21 protein-coding genes are annotated in these 23,202 nt (G+C 72.0%); 6 read left to right on the forward strand and 15 right to left on the reverse strand.

All coding sequences use genetic code 11. The annotated features are described in order from the left end of the window. Positions 1-124: 124 nt before the first annotated feature. Positions 125-1,438 (forward strand): hypothetical protein, encoded by a 1,314-nt coding sequence (locus O7621_RS27375; protein WP_282231867.1) that lies wholly within the window; start codon positions 125-127, stop codon positions 1,436-1,438. Positions 1,439-1,539: 101 nt separating this feature from the next. Continuing rightward, the gene (locus O7621_RS27380) at positions 1,540-2,430 is read left to right on the forward strand and encodes an IclR family transcriptional regulator (RefSeq protein ID WP_282231868.1); all 891 of its coding nucleotides are present in this window, start codon (positions 1,540-1,542) and stop codon (positions 2,428-2,430) included. On the opposite strand, the gene O7621_RS27385 is transcribed toward O7621_RS27380, so the two are convergent. From O7621_RS27385 to O7621_RS27395, 3 genes are all read right to left on the reverse strand, one after another. Next, positions 2,427-3,206, reverse strand: coding sequence for an IclR family transcriptional regulator (locus O7621_RS27385; RefSeq protein ID WP_282231869.1), 780 nt, complete (start codon positions 3,204-3,206; stop codon positions 2,427-2,429). The two genes, O7621_RS27380 and O7621_RS27385, sit on opposite strands and share 4 nt — an antisense overlap. Before the next feature lie 72 nt (positions 3,207-3,278). Then, a complete protein-coding gene (locus tag O7621_RS27390; protein ID WP_282231870.1) occupies positions 3,279-3,686 on the reverse strand; it encodes a nuclear transport factor 2 family protein in 408 nt (135 codons plus the stop codon). Next, positions 3,674-4,123, reverse strand: coding sequence for a VOC family protein (locus tag O7621_RS27395; protein WP_278170800.1), 450 nt, complete (start codon positions 4,121-4,123; stop codon positions 3,674-3,676). Before O7621_RS27395 ends, O7621_RS27390 begins: the two co-directional genes overlap by 13 nt. Positions 4,124-4,290: 167 nt before the next feature. Here O7621_RS27395 and O7621_RS27400 point away from each other — a divergent pair, with 167 nt between their 5' ends. Further along, a complete protein-coding gene (locus O7621_RS27400; protein ID WP_282231871.1) occupies positions 4,291-5,319 on the forward strand; it encodes an aldo/keto reductase in 1,029 nt (342 codons plus the stop codon). Between the two features lie 19 nt (positions 5,320-5,338). On the opposite strand, the gene O7621_RS27405 is transcribed toward O7621_RS27400, so the two are convergent. Beyond that, positions 5,339-6,376, reverse strand: a complete 1,038-nt coding sequence (locus O7621_RS27405; protein ID WP_282231872.1) for a sodium:calcium symporter — start codon at positions 6,374-6,376, stop codon at positions 5,339-5,341. A 173-nt stretch (positions 6,377-6,549) separates the two neighbouring features. Between O7621_RS27405 and O7621_RS27410 the strand changes: the two genes are divergently transcribed. Further along, positions 6,550-7,053: a YetF domain-containing protein gene (locus O7621_RS27410; RefSeq protein WP_282231873.1), complete on the forward strand. Its 504-nt coding sequence runs from the start codon at positions 6,550-6,552 to the stop codon at positions 7,051-7,053. Positions 7,054-7,110: 57 nt separating this feature from the next. Here the strand turns inward: O7621_RS27410 and O7621_RS27415 are convergent, their stop codons facing one another. The 8 genes from O7621_RS27415 to O7621_RS27450 all read right to left on the reverse strand — a co-directional run bounded on the left by O7621_RS27415 (position 7,111) and on the right by O7621_RS27450 (position 17,397). After that, entirely contained in the window at positions 7,111-8,025 is a 915-nt protein-coding gene (locus O7621_RS27415) for an ABC transporter permease (RefSeq protein WP_282231874.1), read from the reverse strand. Further along, positions 8,022-9,320, reverse strand: a complete 1,299-nt coding sequence (locus O7621_RS27420; RefSeq protein WP_282231875.1) for an ABC transporter permease — start codon at positions 9,318-9,320, stop codon at positions 8,022-8,024. The genes O7621_RS27415 and O7621_RS27420 overlap by 4 nt, the downstream gene beginning before the upstream one ends. Beyond that, a complete protein-coding gene (locus tag O7621_RS27425) occupies positions 9,320-10,876 on the reverse strand; it encodes an ABC transporter ATP-binding protein (RefSeq protein ID WP_282231876.1) in 1,557 nt (518 codons plus the stop codon). The genes O7621_RS27420 and O7621_RS27425 overlap by 1 nt, the downstream gene beginning before the upstream one ends. A gap of 106 nt (positions 10,877-10,982) precedes the next feature. Next, a complete protein-coding gene (locus O7621_RS27430; RefSeq protein WP_282231877.1) occupies positions 10,983-12,062 on the reverse strand; it encodes a BMP family ABC transporter substrate-binding protein in 1,080 nt (359 codons plus the stop codon). Positions 12,063-12,073: 11 nt separating this feature from the next. Continuing rightward, a complete protein-coding gene (locus tag O7621_RS27435; protein WP_282231878.1) occupies positions 12,074-13,543 on the reverse strand; it encodes an amidohydrolase family protein in 1,470 nt (489 codons plus the stop codon). Then, entirely contained in the window at positions 13,540-14,559 is a 1,020-nt protein-coding gene (locus O7621_RS27440; RefSeq protein ID WP_282231879.1) for a zinc-binding dehydrogenase, read from the reverse strand. The genes O7621_RS27435 and O7621_RS27440 overlap by 4 nt, the downstream gene beginning before the upstream one ends. A gap of 190 nt (positions 14,560-14,749) precedes the next feature. Beyond that, positions 14,750-15,931 carry a helix-turn-helix domain-containing protein gene (locus O7621_RS27445; protein WP_282231880.1) on the reverse strand — a complete coding sequence of 394 codons (1,182 nt, stop codon included), beginning with the start codon at positions 15,929-15,931 and terminating at the stop codon, positions 14,750-14,752. Further along, positions 15,928-17,397: an aldehyde dehydrogenase family protein gene (locus O7621_RS27450; protein WP_282231881.1), complete on the reverse strand. Its 1,470-nt coding sequence runs from the start codon at positions 17,395-17,397 to the stop codon at positions 15,928-15,930. The genes O7621_RS27445 and O7621_RS27450 overlap by 4 nt, the downstream gene beginning before the upstream one ends. 75 nt (positions 17,398-17,472) lie before the next feature. Between O7621_RS27450 and O7621_RS27455 the strand changes: the two genes are divergently transcribed. Beyond that, the gene (locus tag O7621_RS27455; protein WP_282231882.1) at positions 17,473-18,555 is read left to right on the forward strand and encodes an NAD(P)-dependent alcohol dehydrogenase; all 1,083 of its coding nucleotides are present in this window, start codon (positions 17,473-17,475) and stop codon (positions 18,553-18,555) included. A gap of 125 nt (positions 18,556-18,680) precedes the next feature. Beyond that, on the forward strand, positions 18,681-20,927 hold the full coding sequence (locus tag O7621_RS27460) for a cytochrome P450 (protein ID WP_282231883.1): 2,247 nt from the start codon (positions 18,681-18,683) through the stop codon (positions 20,925-20,927). 117 nt (positions 20,928-21,044) lie between these two features. Here O7621_RS27460 and O7621_RS27465 read toward each other — a convergent pair whose 3' ends face one another. From O7621_RS27465 to O7621_RS27475, 3 genes are all read right to left on the reverse strand, one after another. Next, positions 21,045-22,115 (reverse strand): TauD/TfdA family dioxygenase, encoded by a 1,071-nt coding sequence (locus O7621_RS27465; RefSeq protein ID WP_282231884.1) that lies wholly within the window; start codon positions 22,113-22,115, stop codon positions 21,045-21,047. A gap of 168 nt (positions 22,116-22,283) precedes the next feature. Further along, positions 22,284-22,409 carry a hypothetical protein gene (locus O7621_RS27470; protein ID WP_255554102.1) on the reverse strand — a complete coding sequence of 42 codons (126 nt, stop codon included), beginning with the start codon at positions 22,407-22,409 and terminating at the stop codon, positions 22,284-22,286. 119 nt (positions 22,410-22,528) lie between these two features. Then, complete coding sequence (locus O7621_RS27475) at positions 22,529-23,131, reverse strand: TetR/AcrR family transcriptional regulator (RefSeq protein WP_282231885.1); 603 nt, start codon at positions 23,129-23,131, stop codon at positions 22,529-22,531. Positions 23,132-23,202: the final 71 nt, after the last annotated feature.

Genomic DNA, 23,202 nt, shown 5'->3' on the forward strand with positions numbered 1-23,202 from the left:
CTGCGGTTATCTGGATGGACAGCGGCGTCGTTGATGTGACGTCACGCTAGAGACCCCACCCTGGCTATGTCAACATGCGAGACGTCATCTTGGATAACTGTCACGGGAGTGATGGGATGAGGCGATGAGCGAGGACCGGATCGTCGACGCCCTGACGGTGCTGGCCGCTGGGCCGACCCCGTACGGACAGGAGTTGGCCACCGCCGAACGACTGGCCGGTTGGGGCGGCGCCCGCTGGCCGGAGCTGGCCTGGCAGGTCGACCGGCTGCCAGCGACCGCCGAGTTGCCGCGCAGCGCCAACCTCGTGGTCAGCGCCGGCCACGGCGGCGCGTCGGAGCTGCTGATCTGCTCCCACCTCGACACCTCCCTCACCGGTGACCCGGACTTCGACGAGCCGGTGACCGGCTCGTCCGGTGCGGCGGGTGGGCTGCGCCGGTCGGTCGGACCGGACGGCGACGCCCTGGTGGACGGCTTCGGCCTCGGGGTCGCCCGGGCCGCCGCCGCGAGCGCGCTGGTCGGTTTCATCGCCGCCGCCGAGGCGCTGCGGGCGGCCGACCGGCCGCACCGGCTGACCCTGCTGCTGGCCGCCGCCGGGACCCACCGGTACCACCTGTCGCACCAGCGCGGGGATGCCGATGGGGTGACCCGGCAGCAGCCCGGCGGTGTGGCCAGGCACCTGGACCGGTACCCGCTGCCGGCCGCGGCGGTGCTGGCCAAGACCAGTCCGCCGGGCGTGCTGACCGCCGAACCGGGTGCCCTCTACCTGCGGGTACGGCTCACCGGCCGGTTCCATCCGGTGCTGGCCCGCGAGCACGCCGTGCCGCCCGGCGGTCTGATCACCCATCTCGGCGTGGTGATCGACGCGTTGGAGGCCTTCCGGCGGCGGCACCTGGCCGCCCGGGCCGATCCGACCGCTGCGGTCGGCGCCGAAGTCGGCATCGGCGCGGTACGCGCCGGGCAGCCGGCCAAGCCGGATCTGCTGCCGGGCCGGCTTGACCTGCACCTGTACCTGGTGACGGTGCCCGGTGACGATCCGGCGCGGATCCGCGACGAGGTGCAGGCCGCCGTCACCGCCGCGACCGCCGGCACTCCGCTGGCCGAGTGCCCGGTCTCGGTGGACGGGCAACTGGTCCACCCGGCCGCGGCGACGGAACCGGACGCGCCGATCGCCCGGCACGCGTGCGACGCGTGGACAGCGGCGTACGGCGGACAGCCACCGCCGGTCCTCGGCTGGACCGGTTCGACCGACGGGGTGGTACTGCGCGGTCGGGGGGTGCCGACGGTACGGCTGGGACCGCCCGGCCGGGGTGCCGATCCCGCTGATCCCCGACGGGACCGGTACGCGCTGACCGATCTGCGGATGTTCGCCGGCATTTATGCGGACATCGCGGTACGACACACCGGCACCATCGACAGCACAGGGTACCGTATGGCATGATGCTGTCTCACCTTCCGTACGCGTCCCGGCCGCCCGCACCTACCCCCGTCCGGTGCGCACGCCCCGCCGCTTCCGACCAGGAAGCCAGATAAGGAAGCCAGATGGCGGACGACAACTCTCCCGCCGAGGTGAGCCCCCCGGTGCTCGCCGAACCGAGCACCCCGGCGATCCAGACCGTGCAGCGTGCTGCGGTGATCCTCAACGCGTTCACCGCCGCACGTCCCCGGCTGAGCCTAAACGAGCTCACCGCCAGCCTCGGCACCAGCAAGGCCACCGCGCACCGCTACACCAAGGCGCTGCGGGAGAGCAACCTGCTGCGCTACGACGAACGCGAGGGCCTCTACTCCCTCGGCCCGCAGATCCTCACCCTGTCCGCCGCCGCCCGCGCCGCCATGCCGGTGATCAGCATCGCTGGCCCGCACATGCAGCAGCTGGTCCGCGAGGTCGACGAGACCGTGGTGCTCAGCGTCTGGGACGGCGACACGGCGGTGGTGGTCCGCGCCGACGACAACACCGACCGGGTGATCCGGGTCAGCGTCCGCACCGGATCCCGGCTGTCGCGCACCGAATCCGCCCAGGGCCGGGTGTTCTGCGCGTTCCTGCCGGCGGAGGACGTCCCCGGGCTGGCCGCCGACCTGGCGGCCTCGGCCGAGCTGCGCCACGAGGTCGACAAGATCCGCCGCACCGGCATCTCCGCCAACACGCCGTCGGTCAACGGGGTACGCAGCATCGCCGCGCCGATCTTCCGGGGCCAGACGCTGATCGCCGCCATGGCGATCGTCGGCACCACCACGTCGGTGCCGGAGGGCACCGACAGTCCGCTGGCAGCCGCCCTGCAGCGCGTCGCCGCCGTGGTGACCGCCGAACTGGGCAGCGTCGCCGGCAACGGCCACCAGCCGCCGGGCGGTCCCGGGCGCAACGGCCACCAGCAGGACGGCAACGGGCGGACCAGCCACCAGCAGAGTGGCAACGGGCGGACCAGCCGGCGTTAACCGGCGATCGCCCCCAACGTCTCGGACAACTCCCCCGCGACCTGCCGCAGCTGATCCGCCGCCTCGGCCTGCGCCGTACCGGCCAGCGCCACGCTGGTGCCGAGCACCGCGAGCGCGGCGACCACCTGGGTACGCTCGAACACCGGGGCGGCGATCACCCGTACCCCGAAATCCTCCGGTGAGTTGACCGCGACGCCGTCGCGGCGGACCTGCGCGACCACCTCCCGCAGCGCGGCGGACAGCCGCAGCTGCCGGGCCACCACCGGGTTCTCGGCGGGCGGCAGGTACGCGCAGAACACCCGGCCCTGGGCCGAACGGGTCAGCTCCAACGGCGAGCCGGTACGCACACTGAGCCGCACGTCCCCGCTGGTGTTGTCCATGCACCGGACCACCGTCGGCACCTCGCCGTTCCAGATGCTCAGCACCGAGGTCTGGTTGGTGTCGCGGGTCAGCCGGTCGAGGTAGGGCTCGGCGACGGTGACGATCGGCAGCGCGGCGCGGGCCGCCGCCTCCATCGCCAGGATCTGCGGCCCCAGTGTGTAGGTGGCGGTGGCGACGTCGAAACGCAGCAGGTTGGCGGCGCGCAGCGCCCGCGCGTACCGGTGTGCGGTGGCCCGGCTGATCGCCAGGTCGGCGGTCAGCTCGGCCAGGGTGAGCCGGGGCCGGTCCACGGTGAACGCCCGCAGGATCGTCGCGGCGCGCTGCACCGTCTGGATGGCCGGCCCGTCACCGGTCACCTCGTTCGCCTCACCCGCCGCCCGACCCGTGACCACCACGGCGCCACTCTACCGAGCACCAGCCGGTCGACAGGGACCAGCCGGTCGACAGGAATCAGCCAGCCGACGGAATCAGCCGGCGGCGATCTGTCGGTGCACCTCGGCGCTGTCCCAGTAGTCGACCCGGCGGGCGATCAGCCCGTCGGCGTCCACCAGGAAGCGGAACATGCCCCGGATGCGTACCGGCGCGCGGCCGGCCGACACCAGCCGAAACGACATCCGGTACGCCACCGCCGCCCGGTCGCCCTCGACCAGCAGATCCTCGACCTCGTAGTGCAGGTCGGCGAACTCGGCGAGAAAGCCGTCCAGCCGGGCCCGGTACGCGGCCCGGCCGGTGACGGTGCGGCCCAGCGCCGCAGTGTGCTCGTTGACGAAACCGGGACTGACGCAGCCGGCGACCGCGTCGGCGTCCCACGCGTTGAGCGCGGACAGGTAACGCCGAACCGCTTCGCGGGTGCGTCCGCCGGTCAGCTCCCCCACAGCCGCCGTACGGTGTCGAACACCTGCTGGTCGTGGGAGATCTCGATGACGTTGCCGTCCGGGTCCTTCAACGCGCAGATGTAGCCGACCGGCGGCGGCATCTGCCGTGGCTCCCAGTGCAGGCAGCCCATCTCCCGGGCCCGTTCGGCGATCTCGTCGACGTCGGACCGGTTCGGCACCTCGATGCCGATGTGCGCGAACGGGTGCAGCAGCCCCAACTGGCCGCCCTTGTCCTTGTTGAACGAGACCAGCACCAGCACGAACGGCGTCTCGACCTGCTTGTCGTTGGAGAGCCAGACGCTCTCGCCGTCGGCGTCGGCGAAGCGCTCCACCACCACCAGCGGGGTGAGCGAAGTGTAGAACGAGATGGCCTTGTCAAGGTCGCCGGTGGGCAGTGCCACGTGCGTCCATCGGGCGTGGGTAAGGCCGGTCGCCACGGGAACCTCCAGTTGCCGAAATGTCTGTTGCAGCGCGTCTACCAGGCTATTCGGCACGCTAGCCGGGATCCATGTGCCGGGGACACAAACCCGGCGATCGGCCTTCGAGCCGCGGCGACGGTGCCGCCGTCGGTGGTCGGATGACAGGCTGGTGGCGGGAGGTTCTGATGCAGTACCGCAGACTTGGCGGCACCGGCGTCGAGGTGAGCACGCTCTGCCTCGGCGCGATGATGTTCGGTGCCTGGGGCAACACCGACGAGCAGGAATGCCGGCGGATCGTCGGGGAAGCGCTCGACGCCGGTATCAACGTCGTGGACACCGCCGACGTGTACGCGCACGGCGAATCCGAGCGGATCCTCGGCCGGGCGCTGCGTGGACGGCGCGATGACGTCGTGCTGGCCACCAAGTTCCACGAACCGATGGGGGACGAGCGCAACCGGCGCGGCAATTCACGGCGTTGGATCCGGCAGGCGGTTGAAGCAAGCCTACGCCGGCTCGGCACCGACCGGATCGACCTCTACCAGGTGCACCGGCCCGACCCGGGCACCGACATCGACGAGACCCTCGGTGCGCTGTCCGACCTGGTCCGCGAGGGCAAGGTGCTGATGGTCGGCTCCTCGGCGTTCCCCGCCGAGGAGATCGTCGAGGCGCAGTGGGTCGCCCAGCGACGGCAGCGGGAACGGTTCACCACCGAACAGCTGCCGTACTCGATCATGGCGCGGGGGGTGGAGGCCGGGGTGCTGCCGACCTGCCAGCGGCACCGACTCGGGGTGCTCGCCTTCAGCCCGCTGAACGGCGGCTGGCTGACCGGCAAGTACCGCTCCGCCGAGGTCCCCGCCGACTCACGGGCCGGACGCAACGCCGACCACTTCGACTTCCGCGACGCCGCCGCCCGGCAGCGCAAACTCGACATTCTCGGCGAGCTGGAGAAGCTGGCCGCGCAGGCCGGGCTGAGCCTGATCGAGCTGGCCCTCGCTTTCGTGCTGAGCCATCCGGCGGTGACCACCGCCATCGTCGGCCCGCGCACCCTGCCCCAGCTGCGCAGTCAGCTCGGTGCCGGGGAGCTGACCGGGCTACCCGCCGCAGTACTCGACCGCATCGACGAGCTGGTGCCGCCAGGACACAACGTCAACCCGGCCGACGCCGGCTACCGGCCGCCGGCGCTCACCGATCCGGCGTTGCGCCGCCGGGACTGACCCTCACCGGGACAAGCGGTCAGCCGGCGCGGACCAGCAGCAGCACCACCGTGACCAGGTAGACCACCGGGATGGCGACGCCCTCGAAGCCGACACCCCGGCGTTCGCGCATGATCAGGCCGGCGGCGAGAGTCACGGTGAGCAGCGTGGTCGACCCGGCGAGGAGCAGACCGGCGGAGGCCGCGTCGGTGTAGACCGACCCCGGCCGGTACGCTGCGTCGGCGAGGAAGATCATCAGTGAGTCGAACGCGTTACCGCCGAGAATGTTGCCGATCCCCAGGGTCAACGCTCCGATCCGGACTGCCGCGATCAGGGTGACCAGTTCCGGCAACGACGTTATCGCGGTGGTGACGGTGAACCCGACGAAACCGCTGGGCAGTCCGGTCGCCGCGATCACCCCTAAGCCGCCCTGCCCGATGAGGTAGCCGGTGCCGCCGACAACGGCGGCGAGCGCGGCCAGCCGCCACCACAGCCGGCGGGTGCTGGGCGCACCGTCGGCGTCGCCGTCGGGGTCGTCCGGGACGTCCTGCCGGGTGTCCGAGGTCTGCTCGGCCCGCCACATCGGGTTCTGTCGCAGCCGGCGGACCAGGTGCAGTCCGTACAGGTAGAGGACCGGGATCAGCAGGCTCGCCGGATGCACCCAGCCGAGAGTCAGGCCGGGCGTGGCGTAGGCGACGATCGGCAGGCAGAGCAGCGCCACCAGCACCAGCGCCTGCATGATGTTCTCCAGCGAGGCGGCCGCGTGTTCGATGTTCGACCGCCGGTAGAGCAGATCGGCGATGGCCAGCCAGACCGTCTGTACGGCGATGCCGCCAATCGGGTTGGCGATGGCGAACTGCGCGTCGCCCTGCCAGGCGCCGATCGCGGTGGTGGCGATCCCGGGCAGCGAGGTGACCGCGCCGAGCAGCAGCGCTCCGGCGACGGCCTCGCCCATTCCGGTCCGGTCGGCGAGGGTGTCGGCGGTCGCCGCCAGCGACTTGCCGGCGAAGACGATCACCAGCAGGGCGACCGCCAGCGCCGCGATGCTCGGTGCCAGCGGCCAGGTCGAGCCGGTCACCGCCGCCCACCGTCGCCGCTTCGTGGATGATCCGGCGGCGGTGGGCGCAGCCGAGCCGGCCTCGTCCGTTCAGGTCCCATGATTGCCTCGCTACCCAATCACCGCCGCGGCGAATCATCCGCTCGTCAGCCGGTCGCCGGATAGCTGGGAACCGTCGCGGGTATCCGAGCAGCATGTTACTCGACGACCCAGATGGCCTGTGGCGAGTCACCGCTGTCGGTGTCCTGGCCTACGTCCTTCTCGTCGGCGTACTCAGGGCGTCCGGCAAACGGACCCTGGCGAAGCTGAACGCCTTCGACCTGGTCGTCACGGTCGCGCTCGGCTCCACTCTGGCGACCATCCTGCTCTCCGGCGACGTCTCGTTCGCCGAAGGCGCGGCGGCGCTGGTCCTGTTGGTGGCTCTCCAGTTCGCCGCGACCTGGCTGTCCGTGCGGTGGGCTCCGCTCCGGTCCGCGCTGAAGTCCACTCCGACGCTGCTGCTCCACGATGGTGAACTGCTCGCCGCGTCGATGCGCCGCCAACGGGTCACCGACAACGAGATCCGGCAGGCGGTCCGGGCACAGGGCGTCGGCGACATCGCCCAGGTGGCGGCCGTGGTGCTGGAGACCGACGGTTCGTTCAGCGTGATCACCCGTCAGCAGATGGGCGACGGTACCGCGCTGGAAGACGTCACGTGAGAAGCGACGCGCTGAGTCGGGCCAGCGACGCCGGGTCGCCGGTAGTCAGGTCGCCGACTAGGTGGTGCCGCGCTGGAACGGTTTGGCCAGCGCTCTCGGTTCCCGGTGCTGGGTGGCGAAGACCAGCATGGCCAGCAGCGCCAGCAGGTACGGCGCAGCGATGAGCAACTGCGAGTTGATGGTCACCCCGAGCGCCGGCAGCGCCAGCCGCATCGCGTCGGCAAGGCCGAACACCGCGCAGCCGACCATGGTCCGACCGAGCCGCCAGGCGCCGAAGATCACCGCAGCGATCACCAGGTAGCCACGGCCAGCGGTCATGTTCTGGTTGAACGAGCCGACCTCACCCACCGCCAGGTAGGCACCGCCGAGCCCGGCGAGCAGGCCGCAGAACAGCAGCGCCTGCCGGCGCCGGTGGTTGACCCGGATCCCGCTGACGTCGGCGGCCTGCGGGTTCTCCCCGACCGCCCGTAGCTCCAGGCCCCACCGGCTGCGTTCCACCAGCCACCAGGTCAGCGGTATCGCGATCAGCAGCAGGTACGCCGGCCAGCGCTGCACGAACAGCATCGGCCCGATGATCGGGATGTCGCGCAGCACCGGGATGTCCACCCGCCACACCTGATGCCCGGTGAAGCTGCTGATGGTGATCAGGTAGCTGGTCAGGCCGAGCACCAGCGCGTTGAGCACCAGGCCGACGACGAACGTGTTGATCTGGGCCCGGTGCGACAGGTTGGCGTGCAGCACGGCGACCAGCACGCCGACGAGTGCGCCGGCGGCCAGCCCGATGGTGGCGCTGCCGGTGGCGCTGGCCACCGCGACCGAGCCGAACGCCGCGCCGAGCATCATGCCCTCGACCGAGATGTTCAGCGTGCCGGCGCGCTGCGCCACGTACTCGCCGCAGGCGGCGAAAGCCAACGGGATGGTCAGCCGCGCCCCACTGGACAAAATGGTGGCGATGTTGTCGGCGGCGCTCATGCCGGCCTGCCTTCCATGGTGGTCTTCTCGCTACCAGTCGGCCCGTTACCGGTCTTTTCGCTACCGGACGCCGCCGGGACGTCGATCGCCGGCACCTCGGTGCCGGTTGCCGCCGGCTCCCCTGTCGACGGGGTCGGGGTCGGCAGGCCACCGGTCGGCGGCGGAGTACCGGCCGGTTCACCGCCGGCCCGCCGCCGGCGCAGCAGGGCGATCACCGCAGGCGGCGCCACGAACGCCAGCACCAGCAGCGCCTTGACCACGTCGACCAGGAACGACGGCACCCCGGTGGCGGCCAGGAAGCTGGATCCGGCGCGCAGCACGCCGAACAGCACCGCCACCGGGATGGCCAGCAGCGGATTGTTCCGGCCGACCAGGGCGACCAGCAGGCCGTCCCAGCCGAGGTTCAACGACATCCCCGGCTGCAGCCGGTGGCTGCCGATCGGGCTGGTCAGCAGCAGCGCGCCGGCCAGGCCGGCGAAGGCTCCCGAGATGGCCAGCGCCATCCCGCCGAGGGCGCCGACCCGGACCCCGGCGTGCTGGGCGGTGACCGGGTTGAGCCCGAGCATCTTGAGCCGGAACCCCCACCGGGTCCGGGTCATCGCCAGGCTGATCGCCACCGCGATCAGGACGGCCAGGATCAGCCCTCCGTTGACCTGCAGGTTCGGGTACTCACCCAGGGAGGCGAGCCAGGCGTTCTCCGGCAGCGGGTTGGACTGTGGCGAGACCACCCCGGTGCCCAGCCGGGACTCCTGCAGCAGCCACGGGGTGTTGACCGCGAACGCCACCAGCTGCTGGGCCAGGAAGGTCATCAGCAGCGTGCTGACCACCACGTTGACCCCTCGGAAGCGGTACATCAACGCGCTCAGCCCGGCCCAGCCGCCGGCGGCGAGCAGCGCGGCGAGCAGCACGACGACCAGCAGCAGCGGTCCGGGCAGGGCGAGTCGTAGGCCGACCCAGGCACCGGCCAGCGCCCCGATCAGCACCTGGCCCTCCTGGCCGATGTTGAAGAAGCCGGACCGGGCGCTCACGCAGGCGCCGACCGCGACCAGCAGCAGCGGCGCGACGTAGAGCAGCGAGTTGCTCCAGGCTCGCGGACTGGCCATGCTGCCCTGGTAGAGCGCCTGTACCGAGGCGCTCGGCGAGCCGCCGGTGACCGCGATCAGCAACGCGGACAGGCCGAGGGCGACGGCGACCGTGACCACCGTCGCCGCGGTGACCTGCCAGCCGCCGGGGCCGGGAGTGAGCCGGGCCAGCAGCCGTCGGCCGGCCGGGTCCGCGCCGGTCAACGTGGCCATCAGTGGCTCACCCCGCCGACCAGCATCCCGAGGCGTTCCGCGGTGGCCTCGGCGGGGTCGAGCACGCCGACGATCCGACCCGAGGAGATCACCGCCACCCGGTCGGACAGGGCCATCACCTCTTCGAGTTCGGTGGAGATCAGCAAAACCGCCACCCCTTCCGCGGCGGCCTGCCGCAGCCGCACGTACATGTCTTCGATTGCGCCGACGTCCAGCCCGTGGGTGGGCTGGGCGGCGATCAGCACCCTCGGTCCGGCGGACAACTCCCGGGCCAGCACCACCCGCTGCTGGTTGCCGCCGGAGAGGCTGCGCACCGGGGTGTCCGGGGACGGGGCGACGATGTTGAACTCGGTCATGCGCTGCCGGGCGATCTGCTGGATCCGCCGCCGGCTGAGCACCCCGCCGGTGCCGGAGACCCCGGCCAGCGACTTCATCACCAGGTTCTCGGCGATCGTCATGTCCAGCACCACTCCGGACCGGTGCCGGTCCTCGGGCACGATGCCGAGTCCGGCGGTGTGCAGCGCGCCGGCCCGCTCGAGGTCGACCGGCTCGCCGCCGATCTCGACCGTGCCGGAGTCGGGCACCAGCAGCCCGGAGAGAAGATCGCCGAGGGTGGCCTGACCGTTGCCTTCGACGCCGTACAGGCCGACGATCTCGCCCGGTGCGACGTCGAGGTTGAGCGCGTCGAGGATCCGCAGCTCGCCGAGGAGCACGGTGATGTCGCGCAGTCGCAGCACCGGCGGGGAACCTGCCGTCGCCGGCTCGGCAGGTCTGTCGGCGGGTTGCCCCGCCGGCCGGTCCCCGGCCGGCTGGTCGCCGGTACGTTCGACCGGCAGCATGCCCAGCGCGGCGCTCTCCGCCCGCAGCGACACCTCCCGGCCGACCATCTGCCGGGCCAGCAGCTGCGGGGTGGTCTGCGCGGTCGGCCCGTGGAAGACGACCGCCCCTCGGCGCAGCACGGTGACCTGGTCGGTGGCCGCGACGATCTCGGCCAGCTTGTGGCTGATCAGGATGACCGCCCGGTTTTCCGCCTGCACCACCCGGCGCAGCACGGTGAACAGTTCGGCCGACTCGGCCTGGGTGAGCACCGATGTCGGTTCGTCCAGGATCAGCACCGACGGGTCGCGGCGCAGACACTTGATCAGCTCGACCCGCTGCCGTTCCCCGGCGGAGAGCCGGTCCACCCGGGCCATCGGGTCGATCGGCAGGCCGTACCGCTGGGCGACCTGCTCGACCTGGGCGCAGGCCGCGCCCTTGTCGACCCGGCCGTTGTCGCCCATGATCACGTTTTCCCAGACGGTGAGTGGGTCGATCAGGCTGAAGTGCTGGTGCACCATGCCCAGCCCCAGATCGGCCGCCCGCTGCGGGGTGTCGATCTCCACCGGCTCGCCGTCGCGGCGGATGCTGCCCGCGTCGCGGTGCACCAGCCCGAGCAGGATCTTCATCAGGGTCGACTTGCCGGCCCCGTTCTCGCCGAGGAGGCCGTGGATCTCGCCGGGTCGGACGGCGAGATCCACGGCGTCGCAGGCGACGACCGGACCGTAGCGCTTGCTCACTGCGCGCAGGGTGAGCGCCGGCGCCGTGTGGCCGTCGGTGTGCACAGTCCGTTCCACCTCGATAGTCGGGTCAGCAAGTGGTTTCCGATGTGCGGTCGGTGGCGGGTCAGCCGCCGAGCCGCTCCACCTCGGCGGCGGTGTCGATGTTGCCCTCGGCCACGTCGGTGACGAAAGCCTCCATCCGCTCGGTCTGCTCCGCCGTCGGGTCGCAGATCTTGATCGCCGGGTACGGGTCGATGCCGATCTGCCACACCTTGGTGGTGCCCATCTCCAACTCGCCGTCGGCGAACAGGGTCAGCGCGGCGGCGAAGTAGGCACCCGGGTCGAAGATGACCGAGATGTCGAACTCCGGCTCGGTCGAGTCGCACCGGTCGGTGCCCGGGGTCAGGGTGATCGCGCCGCCCTCGTTGGCCAGTTCGGTTGCGGCGTCGGTGGCCCCACCGAGGTACGGGTAGACCACACTGACGCCCTGGTCGATCTGCGCCTGCACGGCCTCCCGGGCCTTTGCGGAGTCGTTGAAGTCACCGGTATAGGTGATCACCAGCTCGGCCTCGGGGACCACCATCCGGATGCCGGCCTTGAAGGCCCGGGCGGCGTTGATCGCGAAGTCGACCTCCATGCCGGTGACGAAGCCGGCCTTGGTGTCGCCGTTCTCCTCCATCAGCAGACCGGTGGCGTATCCGGCGGCGAGCATGCTCTGGTTCGGGTCGTCACTGGAGATGACGATCTCCGGGGTCTGCGGAATGTTCTCCGACGACGGCACGTACCAGGCGACGTTCTCGCAGGCCGGCTCCTCGGACGCCGGGATGGCGTCCTTGAGCTCAGAAGCGCCCAGCGCCACCATGTCGACGCCCTGCTGGCACAGCGCCCGGGCCGAGCTGAGCGCCTCGGTCGGCGGCACCGAACCCCGCTTGATGACCTCCCAGCCCTGCTCGTTGGCGAACCGCTCGGCTTCGGCGACGAAGCTCTCGTAGTAGCCGTTGTCGTTGATGTCACCGGGGCTGAGCACCCCGATCAGCACCTTGCCGTCGCCGTTGACGTCCGGCTGGCCGGCGATGACGGTGCCGCCGCCCTCGGAGCCGGCCGGGTCCGGCGCGGTGGCGTCGTTGTCGGCGCAGCCGACCAGGGCGAGGCTGACGGCGCCGGCGAGCAGCGCCGACGCACCCTTTCCGAACCTTATTGTCACAGCTGTTCCTTTCACCTTGGGGGCGTCGCGCCGGCCGGTCCGGTCCGGTGCGCGCGGTACTCGGTCGCCGGCACGGCAGGCCAGCGATGGGGGATGTCGATGCCGGCCCGGCGGAGCAGGTCCGCGCCGCGCGACGCAACCTCGGCCCGCAGGGCGTCGACGTCGACGGTGGTGATCCGTCGGTCCCGGACCACCGGCCGGCCGTCGACCAGTACGTCCCGCACGGTGTGGCTGGCCGCGCCCCAGACGAGCTGGGTGGCCAGGTCCCCGCGCGGGGTCCACGCGATGGTGCGGGTGTCCAGTACGACCAGGTCGGCGGCCTTGCCGACCTCGATCGAACCGGTCAACCGCCCCAGCCCGACGGCGTCGGCGCCGTCGACGGTGGCCAGGGCGAAGATCTCGTCGGCGGGTAGCGGATCGGCCGCGCCGCGGTCGCGGTCCAGCCCGGCGAAGAGCCGGGCCGCCCGCCACACGTCCGGGGTGTCGCCGGCGTTGTGCGAGTCGCAGCCCAACGCCAGCCGGCCACCGGCCCGCCGCAGCTCGGTGTGCCGGCCCGCCCGGGTGAAGCCCTGTCCGAGCCGCAGGTAGGCGCCGGGGCAGGAGGCGACAGCGGCACCGCTGCCGGCGAGCGCGTCGAGCTCGTCGTCATCGAGCCAGACGGCGTGCCCGAGCAGCAGACGAGGGCCGAGCACACCGAGGTCACGCAGGTGCAGCACCGGACGGGGACGGCCGGCGACCGCGTACCCGGCCGGGTCCTCGGCGCTGGGCGACAGGTGCCAGGTCATCGGCACGTCGAGTCGCTCGGCCAGCTCGGCGGCGCCGGTGAACAGCTCGTCGCTGACCAGATCGTGGCCGACCAGGGTGACCCAGCCGGTGACCAGCCGGTCGCCGGCCAGCGCGGTGACCGTCTCAGCCTGGGCGGCGAGGGTGTCGGCGGCCGGCATCGAGTACGGGGCATCGGCGGTGTCCCAGCCCCAGCGTCCGACCCGGCCCCGGATGCCGGCGGCGCGCAGCCCGGCAGCGACCCGCAGCGGATGCGCCACGGTGCCTGGTTCGAGCAGGGTGGTGACACCGTAGCTGAGCGCCTCGACGGCAGTGAGGGTGGCCGAAAGTTCGTCGTCGTCGCCGGTGACGGCGGCGTGCAGCGGCACGATCCAGTCGAAGATCGCCTGCTGGGCGGGGACGTCGTCGGGGATGCCGCTGCGGATCAGCGGGTCGGCGGTGGTGTGCTGGTGGGCGTTGACCAGGCCGGGGACGACCAGGCAGCCGGCCGCGTCGAGCTCCGGGGTGTGCGGGTACGCGACCCGCAGCGCACCGGTCGGGCCGATGTCGGCGATCCGGCCGTCGACCACCGCGATCGCACCGCCGGTGACCACCTCCCGGCCGGGGGCCATGGTGACGATGTCGGCGTCGACGACCAGCAGGTCGGCGCGGGCGGTGCCGGGTCCGGAGTCGGCGGTCGGGGCCGCGGGCGTGGTCATGGCCGGATCAGGATCTTGCCGACGAGGTCACCGGACTCCAGCCGGGCGTACGCCGCAGGCAGGTCGGCGAGCGGATATTCGGCTCCCCGGACCACCCGCAGCCCGCCCGCGAAGTAGGCGTCGAGCATGGCGGCGAAGTCGGCCGGGGCGTAAGCGCCGGCGCCGAGCAGGCGCAGACCCTGGTGGTAGACCTGGGCCAGCGACAGACTGACCTGGTCGCCGCTGGTGTTGCCGAGCAGCACCAGCCGGCCGCCGGTGCGCAGGCTGGCCAGGGAGCTGTCCCAGGTGGCCGCACCGACGTGGTCCAGCACCAGGTCGGCGCCGTGCCCGCCGGTGTGCTCGCGGACCCCGGCGGCGGTCCGGTCGTCCAGGTCGAGCGCCACGTCGGCGCCGAGGGAGACGGCTGCGGCCCGTTTGGCTTCGCTGCGGGCCACCGCGATCACCCAGGCGCCGCGGGCGCGGGCGAGCTGGATGGCGGCGATGCTGACTGCGCTGGTGGCTGCCTGGATCACCACGGATTCGCCGGGGCGCAGGGCGCCGACCCGGTGCAGGGCGTGCCAGGCGACGCTCCAGGCGGTGGGCAGTGCGGCGGCGTCGGCGAGGTCGACGTGGTCGGGGACCCGGTGGGCCACGGCGGCCGGTACCGCGACGTACTCGGCGAAGCCGCCGGGTCGGTTGCCGCCGACGACGCGCAGCGTCCGGCAGTAGCCGGGGTTGCCGCCGACGCAGGCGGCGCAGTGCCCGCAGCCGATGGTGGGGTCGAGCACGACCCGGTCGCCGGTGCGCAGCGTGCCGACTTCGGCACCGGTGGCGACCACCTGTCCGGCGACGTCCATGCCGGCGACGTGCGGCAGCGTGAAGCCGGGGAGCAGGCCGGGCCCGCGCAGCTGGAGCAGGTCGAGACGGTTCAGCGCGGCGGCGGTGACGCCGACGACGACGTCGGCCGGGCCGGGCTCGGGGTCCGGCAGGGCGCGCGGCCGTACGACTTCGGGGCCACCGAAGTCGGTCTGAACCATCGCTCGCACCCTTACCTCCACCGGTCTACCAAACAATATGCCGTCTTGCATTGTGATTCGTGCTGCTTAGCGACGTACTCTGCCTGCGCTCCGGCAACCTGTCAACGCCTCGACCGAAACTGGCTCAGCTACGTAACGTGCCCGTGATCCAGGCCGGCGCAACCGGGCGGAAGTCGCCATCGACCTGCGGTTATCCGCCATCTGCGGCGACGATCAGCAGCTCCCGCGCGACCAGCGCGGTACGCAGCACCGCAGCAGTCGACGGATGCAACGGATCCACCCCCAGTAGCCGCTTGATCAGACCCACCCGGTAGCCGACGGAGTTACGGTGCAGATGCAGTTGTTCACTCACAGCTTGCCTGCTCCCACCGGTCGCCAACCAGTGGTCCAGGGTGCGGAGCAGGTCGTCGCGCTGCGCGATCGGCCCCAGGTGCCGGTCCACGTACCAGCGCAGCCGCTCGTGCGGCACGGCCAGCAGCAGTTGCGCCAGACCCGCCCGCTCGAACGGCAGCTCGGCCGACTCCGCCGCCGCCGGGCTGCGGCGCAGCAGCAGCCGCAGCAGCAGCCGGGCGTCCCGGAACGAGTCCGGGGTCGCGGCCGGGCCGGTCACCGACCGGCCGCCGGCCACCCGGACCTGGCCGGCACCGACGATCTGCTCCAACCGGCCACGCAGCCGGGCCACCTCCCGCTCGGCGTCACCCTGCAGCAGGGTCCAGCCCAGCCGGCCATCGGCCAGCACCGGCCGGTCCAGCCAGGTCAACGCGGATGCCCAACGACGGCGCTGGGTGCCGGTGTAGCCGAGTGCCACCGCCGCATGCGGCTGGTCCAGCCGCCACCGGTACGCCGCCGCAGCGCGCACCAGGTCGGCCTGACCGGCCGGGGACCGGTCACCGGAGCCGTCCCGCAGAGCCAGTAGCAGCCCGTCGGCGCCCACCGGCGCCGGCGGCTGCGGCGGCTCCCGGCGTACCGCCTCGATGAGCAACGCGGTGACCGCGGCCCGGGCGTAGTCGAGCTGGCCGGTCCCGACCGGCTCGGCCAGCAGCAGGACTCCGAGCCGGCGGCTGCCGGACCCGACCGGCACCGACCGGCCGAGCCAGCCGTCAACGCACCGCACCCGGTCGCCGCGCAGCGTGCCCGGGTCGGCGACGGCGCTGCCGCTGGTGCCGTCACTGGTGGCCAGCAGCTCCCCGGTCTCGGCGACCAGCCGGCAACCACGGCCGGTGGCCTCGGCCAGCCGGGCCAGCAGCACCGGCCAGCCGGCACCGCCGAACGCGAGGTCGGTCAGCCACTGGGCGAACTGGGCCGGCGTCGGTTCGGCGGCCACGGCCAGCCGGGGCCGGACCGGCACCGGAAGGTCGGCCGCCCCGGTCACGTCGGCGATCGATCGAGCAGCCGGACCGCGACGGCCTTCTCCTGGGTGTATTCGCGCAGCGCCGCATACCCGCCGCCGCGACTGAACCCACTTTCCTTCTGCATGTTGAACGGGAACCCGATCACCCCGGCGTCGTGGAACTGGTTGACCGCCACCTGGCCGCTGCGAGCCTGGCCGGCCACCCGCAACGCCCGGGACACGTCGGAGGTCCAGACGCAGGTGAGCAGGCCGAAGTCAGTGCCGTTCATGATCGACACCGCTTCCTCGATGGTCCGGAACCCCTGCACGGCCAGGACCGGGCCGAAAATCTCCTCGCGAGCCAGCCGCATCGTCTCGTCGACGCCGTCGAACACGGTCGGGGCCACGTACCAGCCGTCGCCGAACGCGGCCGTGGCCGGCTCCCCGCCGGTGACCAGCCGCGCCCCGGAGCCCGGCGCCTCGGCCAGGAACCCCCGGACCCGCTCGTACTGGGTCTGGCTGACCAGTGGGCCCATGTCCAGGTCCTGATCCCACGACCCGACCCGGACCTCGGCCATCGCGGCGGCCACCCGCTCGACCACCTCCGCCCGGATCGACTCCTCGACCACCAGCCGGGAGCCGGCGTAGCAGTTCTGGCCGGCGTTCTCGGTGATCGAGGCGACGATCGCCGGGACGGCGGTGTCCAGGTCCGCATCGGCGAAGACCACGTTCGGCGATTTGCCGCCGAGTTCGAGCTTCACCGGGACCAGGTGCTCGGCGGCGGCCCGCATCACCGCCCGGCCGGTGACGGTCGAACCGACGAAACTGATGTGGTCGACGTCCGGATGGCCGGTCAGCGCCACGCCGGCCTCCGGGCCGAGCCCGGTCACCACGTTGAGCACCCCGGGCGGCAGCCCGGCCCGCCGGGCCAGCTCGGCCAGGGCGAACGGGGCGAGCGGGGCGATCTCGGACGGCTTGAGCACCACGGTGTTGCCGGCGGCCAGCGCCGGGGCGACGTTCGCGGCGGTGAGCACGGCCGGCACGTTCCACGGGATCACCACCGCGCAGACGCCGTACGGCTCCGGGCGGGTGTAACCGAAGTAGTCAGGGGTACGGGTGGGCAGGGTGACCCCGGTCAGCTTGTCGGCCGCGCCGGCGAAGTAGTCGACGATGCCCTGCGCGATGTAGATGTTGAGCCGCCCGCCGGAACGGGGTTTGCCCACGTCACGGGCCTCATGGGCGGCGAGCTCCTCGACGTGGGCGGCGATCAGGTCGGCCCACCGGCGCAGCGCGGCGCCGCGTTCGCTCGGCGAGGTCGCGGCCCAGCCGGGGGCGGCCCGACGGGCGGCGGCGACCGCGCGGTCCACGTCGACGGCGCGGGCCCGGGCGACCGGCTGGATGCTCCGCCGGGTCGCCGGGTCGAGCACCGGAAGTTCGCCACCGTCGGCGGCTGTCTCCCAGGCGCCGTCGATCAGCTGGCGGGCAGCGGGGATGTCCAGGTCAGCCATGGTGGAATCCTTGACCCTCCATGTTCCGCATGTCAAGATGCAGTCTCGCTTTGTGAGTACACCGGGAGGATTTGCGTGCGGGTCACGGCGGCGGTACTGGACAGCGCGGGTGGACCGTTCACCCTGCAGGAGCTCGACCTGGCCGGACCCGGCCCGGACGAGGTGCTGGTACGCGTGCACAGCGTCGGCATCTGCGGCACCGACCTGGAGTTCGCCAACTTCTTCCCCACTCCGGCAGTGCTCGGCCACGAGGGTGCCGGCGTGGTCGAGCAGGTCGGCGAGCGGGTCACCGGGGTCTCGGCCGGCGATCACGTGGCGATGAGCTTCACCTCGTGCGGCAACTGCCCGCTCTGTCTGACCGGCAGCCCGGCGTACTGCCGCAGCTTCGACGCGGTCAACTTCGCCGGTCGCCGCCCGGACGGCAGCAGCGCGCTGTCGCGCGACGGCGAGCCGGTCAACGGACACTTTCTCGGCCAGTCGTCGTTCGCCAGCCACGTGGTCGCCCCGGCCCGCGCCGTGGTGCCGATCAGCAAGGAGATCGACCTGCGGCTGGTCGGGCCGTTCGGCTGCGGCTTCGGCACCGGAGCCGGCGCGGTGCTCAACGTACTCCGCCCGCCGGTCGGGTCGTCGATCGTCGTCTTCGGTGCCGGCTCGGTCGGCGTGGCGGCGATCCTCGCCGCCCGGATCGCCGGCTGCACCACGATCGCCGCGGTCGACGTCAACGCCGACAAGCTGGACACCGCCCGGCTGCTCGGCGCCACCCACGGCGTCGACTCGCGCACCGGGGACGCGAAGGAACTGCTCGCCGCGATCGCCCCGCACGGATTCGACTTCGCGATCGACGCCACCGGGCGCGAGGAGGTGCTGCGGACCGCGGTCGAGTCGCTCGGCCCGCTGGGTCGGTGCGGCGTCGTCGGGGTCGGCCCCAGCGAGCGGATGAGCTTCGACTGGCGCAGCATCCTCAACGGGCGCAGTGTCACCGGGATCATCGGCGGCGCCAGTCTGCCCCAGGTGTTCCTGCCGAAGTTGCTTAACCTGCACACCGCCGGCCGATTCCCGGTGGACCGGTTGCTCAGCTACTACCCGTTCGAGCAGATCAACGAGGCGGTGACGGCGGTACGCTCCGGCACCGTCGGCAAGGCCGTCCTGACGCTCTGACCCGACCGTGTCCCACTGCGAAACGTTGTCTCGCCATGTGAGTGGGATTACCCTCGGCTCCAGACACCCAGTGGCGCGGCTGGGAAACACCGCGCGGCAGTCAGCACATGTGGAGCTCGCCCGCCATGACTGAATCTCGTATCGCGGGTCCGTCCGACCCGCAGTCCGCGGCACCGTTCGACCACCACTCCGCCGAGTGCAACGCCGACCCGGTCGGCTACTACCGGGCGTACCGCGACAAATGCCCGGTCGGCCGGACCGACGCGCACGGCGGCTTCGTCTACACCACCCGGTACGCCGACGTGGTCCGCGTCGCCCGCGACGACGACACCTTCTCCTCTGCCCGCGCCACCGCCGGCGGCGACGGCACCGCCATCGTCATCCCCCGTGGGCCCGGCCTGGAGCAGTACCCGATCGAGCTGGACCCGCCAGCCGCCGGCGACTACCGCGACCTGATCAACCCGCTGCTCACCCAGGACGCAGTCGCGAAACTCGCCCCGATGATCGCCCGGCACACCACCCGGATCATCGACGACTTCGTCACCGAGGGCTCGGTCGACTTCGTCCGCGACCTGACCAACCCGCTGCCGGCCGCCGTCACCCTGGACTGGCTCGGCTTCCCCGAAGCGGAATGGCCCAAGCTGGCCAAGCCGATCCACGACATCTTCGCCGCCCTGCCCGGCAGCGAACGGGCCATCCGGGGCGGCCAGGGCCTGGCGTACATGGACGAACGGATCCGGGAGCTGATCCACGCGCGGCGCGCCGAACCGGCCGACGACGCGGTCAGTTACCTGGTCGCCCAGCGCCGACCCGACGGCGAACTGTTCGGCGTCGACGAGCTGGTCTCCGTCATCGGCCTGCTGATCGCCGGCGGGGTCGACACGACCACCTCGCTGACCGGCTCCACCCTGGTGCATCTGAGCCGCCATCCGGAGCAGCGGCAACGGCTGATCGACTCACCCGACCTGCTCGACGGCGCCACCGAGGAGTTCCTGCGGGTCTTCGCCCCGTCCCAGTCGATGGCCCGTACCGCGCGCGCCGACGCCGAGGTCGGCGGCTGCCCGGTCAGCGCCGGCGAGCGGATCCTGATCCCCTGGGTCGCCGCCAACCACGACCCGGCGGTCTTCCCCGAGCCGGAGCAGGTCCGGCTGGACCGCGACGCCACCCGGCACCTCAGTTTCGGCATCGGCAGCCACCGGTGCGCCGGCGCCCACCTGGCCCGACTGATGTTCCGCGAAATGATCACCCAGGTGCTGACCCGGCTGCCGGACTACCGGGTCGTCGAAGACGGTCTCGTCGGCTACCCCACCAAGGGGAACCAGACCGGTTGGGACGCCATCCCGGCCGTATTCACCTCCGGCCGCCGCGCCGCCGACGCGACGGCCGGAGGTGCCCCGGCGCTCACCCGCCCCGGCAGCGACCGGGAACTGGTCGTCGAGGCGGTCACCCGGGCCGCCGACGAGGTGCTGGAGGTACGGCTGGCCGCCGCCGACGGCGCACCGCTGCCGGCCTGGGCACCCGGCGCCCACCTGGAGGTGCGGCTGCCGTCCGGCCGGGTCCGGCAGTACTCGCTCTGCGGCGATCCCGCCGACACCGGCCGCTACCGGCTCGGCGTGCTGCGGGAGGCCGCCGGGCGCGGCGGCTCCGTCGAGCTGCACACCGTCGCCGCCGCCGGCGCGACCCTGACGGTACGCGGCCCACGTAACCACTTCCCGCTGGTCGACGCCGACGAATACCTCTTCCTGGCCGGCGGGATCGGGATCACCCCGATCCTCGCCATGGTCCGCGAAGCCGTCCGGCGCGGCACGCCGTACCGGGTCGTCTACGGCGGCCGCAGCCGGGCCTCGATGGCCTTCGCCGACGAGTTGGCCGCCCTCGCCGGCGACCGGGCCGTGCTGCTGCCGCAGGACGAGGCCGGGCTACCCGACCTGGCCGGGCTGATCGGTGGCATCGGCGACGGCACCGCCGTCTACTGCTGCGGACCCGGCGCGATGATCAACGCCGTGGAGCAGGTGTGTGCCGACGCCGGACGCACCGGGCAGTTGCACGTGGAGCGCTTCGCCGCCGGCGACGACCTGGAGGTGGCGTTCGACCCGGCGGCCAACACCGAGTTCGACGTCCAGTTGGCCCGCACCGGGGTCACCCTGCGGGTACCGAAGGACAAGCGGATGATCGAGGTGCTGCGCGAGGCCGTACCCGGCCTGACCTACGACTGCGAGAAGGGCTACTGCGGGGCCTGCGAGACCCGGGTGCTGGCCGGCACGCCGGAGCACCGCGACTCGCTGCTCACCGCCGACGAACGGGCCGCCGGGCGCAGCATGATGATCTGCGTCGGAAGGTGCAGCTCCGACCGCCTGGTGCTCGACCTCTGATCAACGGGTACGGCGAAGGGCGGGACCGGATCGTCGGTCCCGCCCTTGTGCTGTGAATGCGGGCGGCCCGCCACGCTGCGACTTTGAAGCGTGACGGGCCGTCCACGTACCGGAAGGTCAGTTACCCCACTCGAAGTTCGGCTCGGCAGCCTCGGCGATCTGGAACCGGCCGCCCGGGACCACGTCCGCCGCGCCCCGGTCGCTGACGACGTTCTTGCCGAAGCCGTCCACCAGCGGGCGGCCGACGTCGCGCTTGAGCCACAGCCGCAGCAGGTGCCGGCGACGCTCCGGCTCGGGGTAGTCGACGTAGCCGGTCCGCGAGTGCAGGGCGGCGTAGTTCAGCAGCCACTGCACGTCGCCGGGCTGGAAGTTCATGTCCAGCGCCAGGCCCGGCTCCTGGGAGATCTCGTCGTAGAGGTGCAGCAGCTCGATCTGCGCCTCGGTGAGTCGGGGCACCTCGGGGTAGTCCTGCGCCGAGAAGATCATCGAGCTGCCGGCGTACGTGCTGAAGATGCCGTCGACGTAGCTGCAGATCGGCGACAGGTAGGTCTTCGCCGGGGCGTCGTGGTCCTGCTTGTACCAGTCCCAGTGCCACGGCTCGAACAGCAGCGGCGCCAGGTCCGGCCGGCGGCGCAGGATCTCGTTGTAGATGGTGGTACCGCTGACCAGGCTGCTCGCCCCGCCCTCCTTCGCCGCGCGCAGGCACATCAGCGCGACGACGTCGGAGCTGTCGGAGTGGAACGGCAGCCGGTCACGCACCCGCGACGGCAGCGCCGACGGGTCGTCGAGGGTCTTGTTGGAGGTGGCGATGACGTGGTCGAGCACGTCACCCATCTGGTTCTGCCCCATCGGTACGCCGAGGTGCAGCCCCATCAGGAAGAAGATCGCTCCGGCGAGGGTGTCGCCGTACTCCTCGGTGCGCAGCCCGCGGACCAAGATGAAGCCGCGGCCGGAGTCCATCTGCTGGGCACACTCGGCGTTGAGGCCGGCGCAGACCGGCAGCGGGTAGTCGGCGGCGGTCACCGTACGCAGGTCGGGGTCGTCTGCGACGAACTTGCGCCCGACGGTCTCCAGCTCGGTCCGCTCGGCGTCACTGAGGTGGTAGATCCATTCGGTGGACTTGCTCAGCTCGTCGCCGCGCCAGGCGGACGGGCCGGAGATCGGGGCCAGGTCGATTGCGGTCGTCATGATGATGCGCTCCGAGGGTCGTCGGTTCTGATGGAAGAGTCGGCCGGTGTCCCGGGCGCGACGCGCGGTGGCGTACGCGGACCGGATCGGTCAGGACAGGTGTGGCGAGCCCGCCGCGTCGCCCGGCATGTCAGGTGCCGGGGTGCGACGGTCGGGCGTACTCGACAATCAGAACGGGGTCTGCGGGTCCCCGGCAGCGGTCCCGGGGCGCATGCCCTCGCGCGGCGGGTGGACCCGCAGCGGCTCCTCGTAACCGCGCACCAGCAATCCAGAGCCTTGCGGAACTCGGATCATGGCGTTCTCCTGCGGCTGGGTGGTCGTGCCGTCCAGCCTAGGCCAGCACAAGTCGACCGTCAACAGAGACGCCGTCTCGCAATACGATCATTCCCGAGGGCTCTCGGTAGGGGTACCGACTAACGGAGCGCCCGGTCGAGCAGGTCGACAAGCGTGTCGGCGGCCCCGGCCGCGTCGAAGCCGGGGTCGGCGAGGCGCTGCGCCACGATCGCGTCGATCGCCCCGTTGACGATGACGGCCGTACCACGGGAATCGACGTCGGCGCGGTAGTCGCCGGCCGCCGTCGCCGCGTCGATCAACCCCGCGACCGCCGCCCGGCGACCCTCGTCGTCCGGGCTGTCGGTGATCCCGGCGTCGGCGGTGATCGCCTCGATGATCATGCGAGCGTGATCAGGACGGGCGTCGAGGTGGCCGACCAGCGCCCGGATGTACGCGTACAGCGCGGCGGCACCCGACTGGTCGGCGACGGCCGCGCCGACCGCAGTGGTGAGCGCGTCGATCACCGTCTGGTAGGCGGCCCGGAGCACGGCGTCCTTGGTCGGGAAGTGGTAGAGCACGGCCGCCTTGGAGACCTCGGCGGCCTCGGCGATCCGGGCCAGCGAGGCCCCTCGGTACCCGTGCTCGGCAACGAGATCGATGGTCACCTGGACGAACTGCGCCCGCCGCGCCCGCTCGGTGATCGTCAACGGCTTGCCTGCCAGGTCCGGGCCGGTCGATGACATGAGTCCAAGCCTACCTGTTGGGCAGAAATTCTACCGCGTGGTTAGACTTCTGACCGTACGGTAGATCGACG

Source organism: Solwaraspora sp. WMMD937, from assembly GCF_029581175.1.
Taxonomy (GTDB): Bacteria; Actinomycetota; Actinomycetes; order Mycobacteriales; family Micromonosporaceae; genus Micromonospora_E.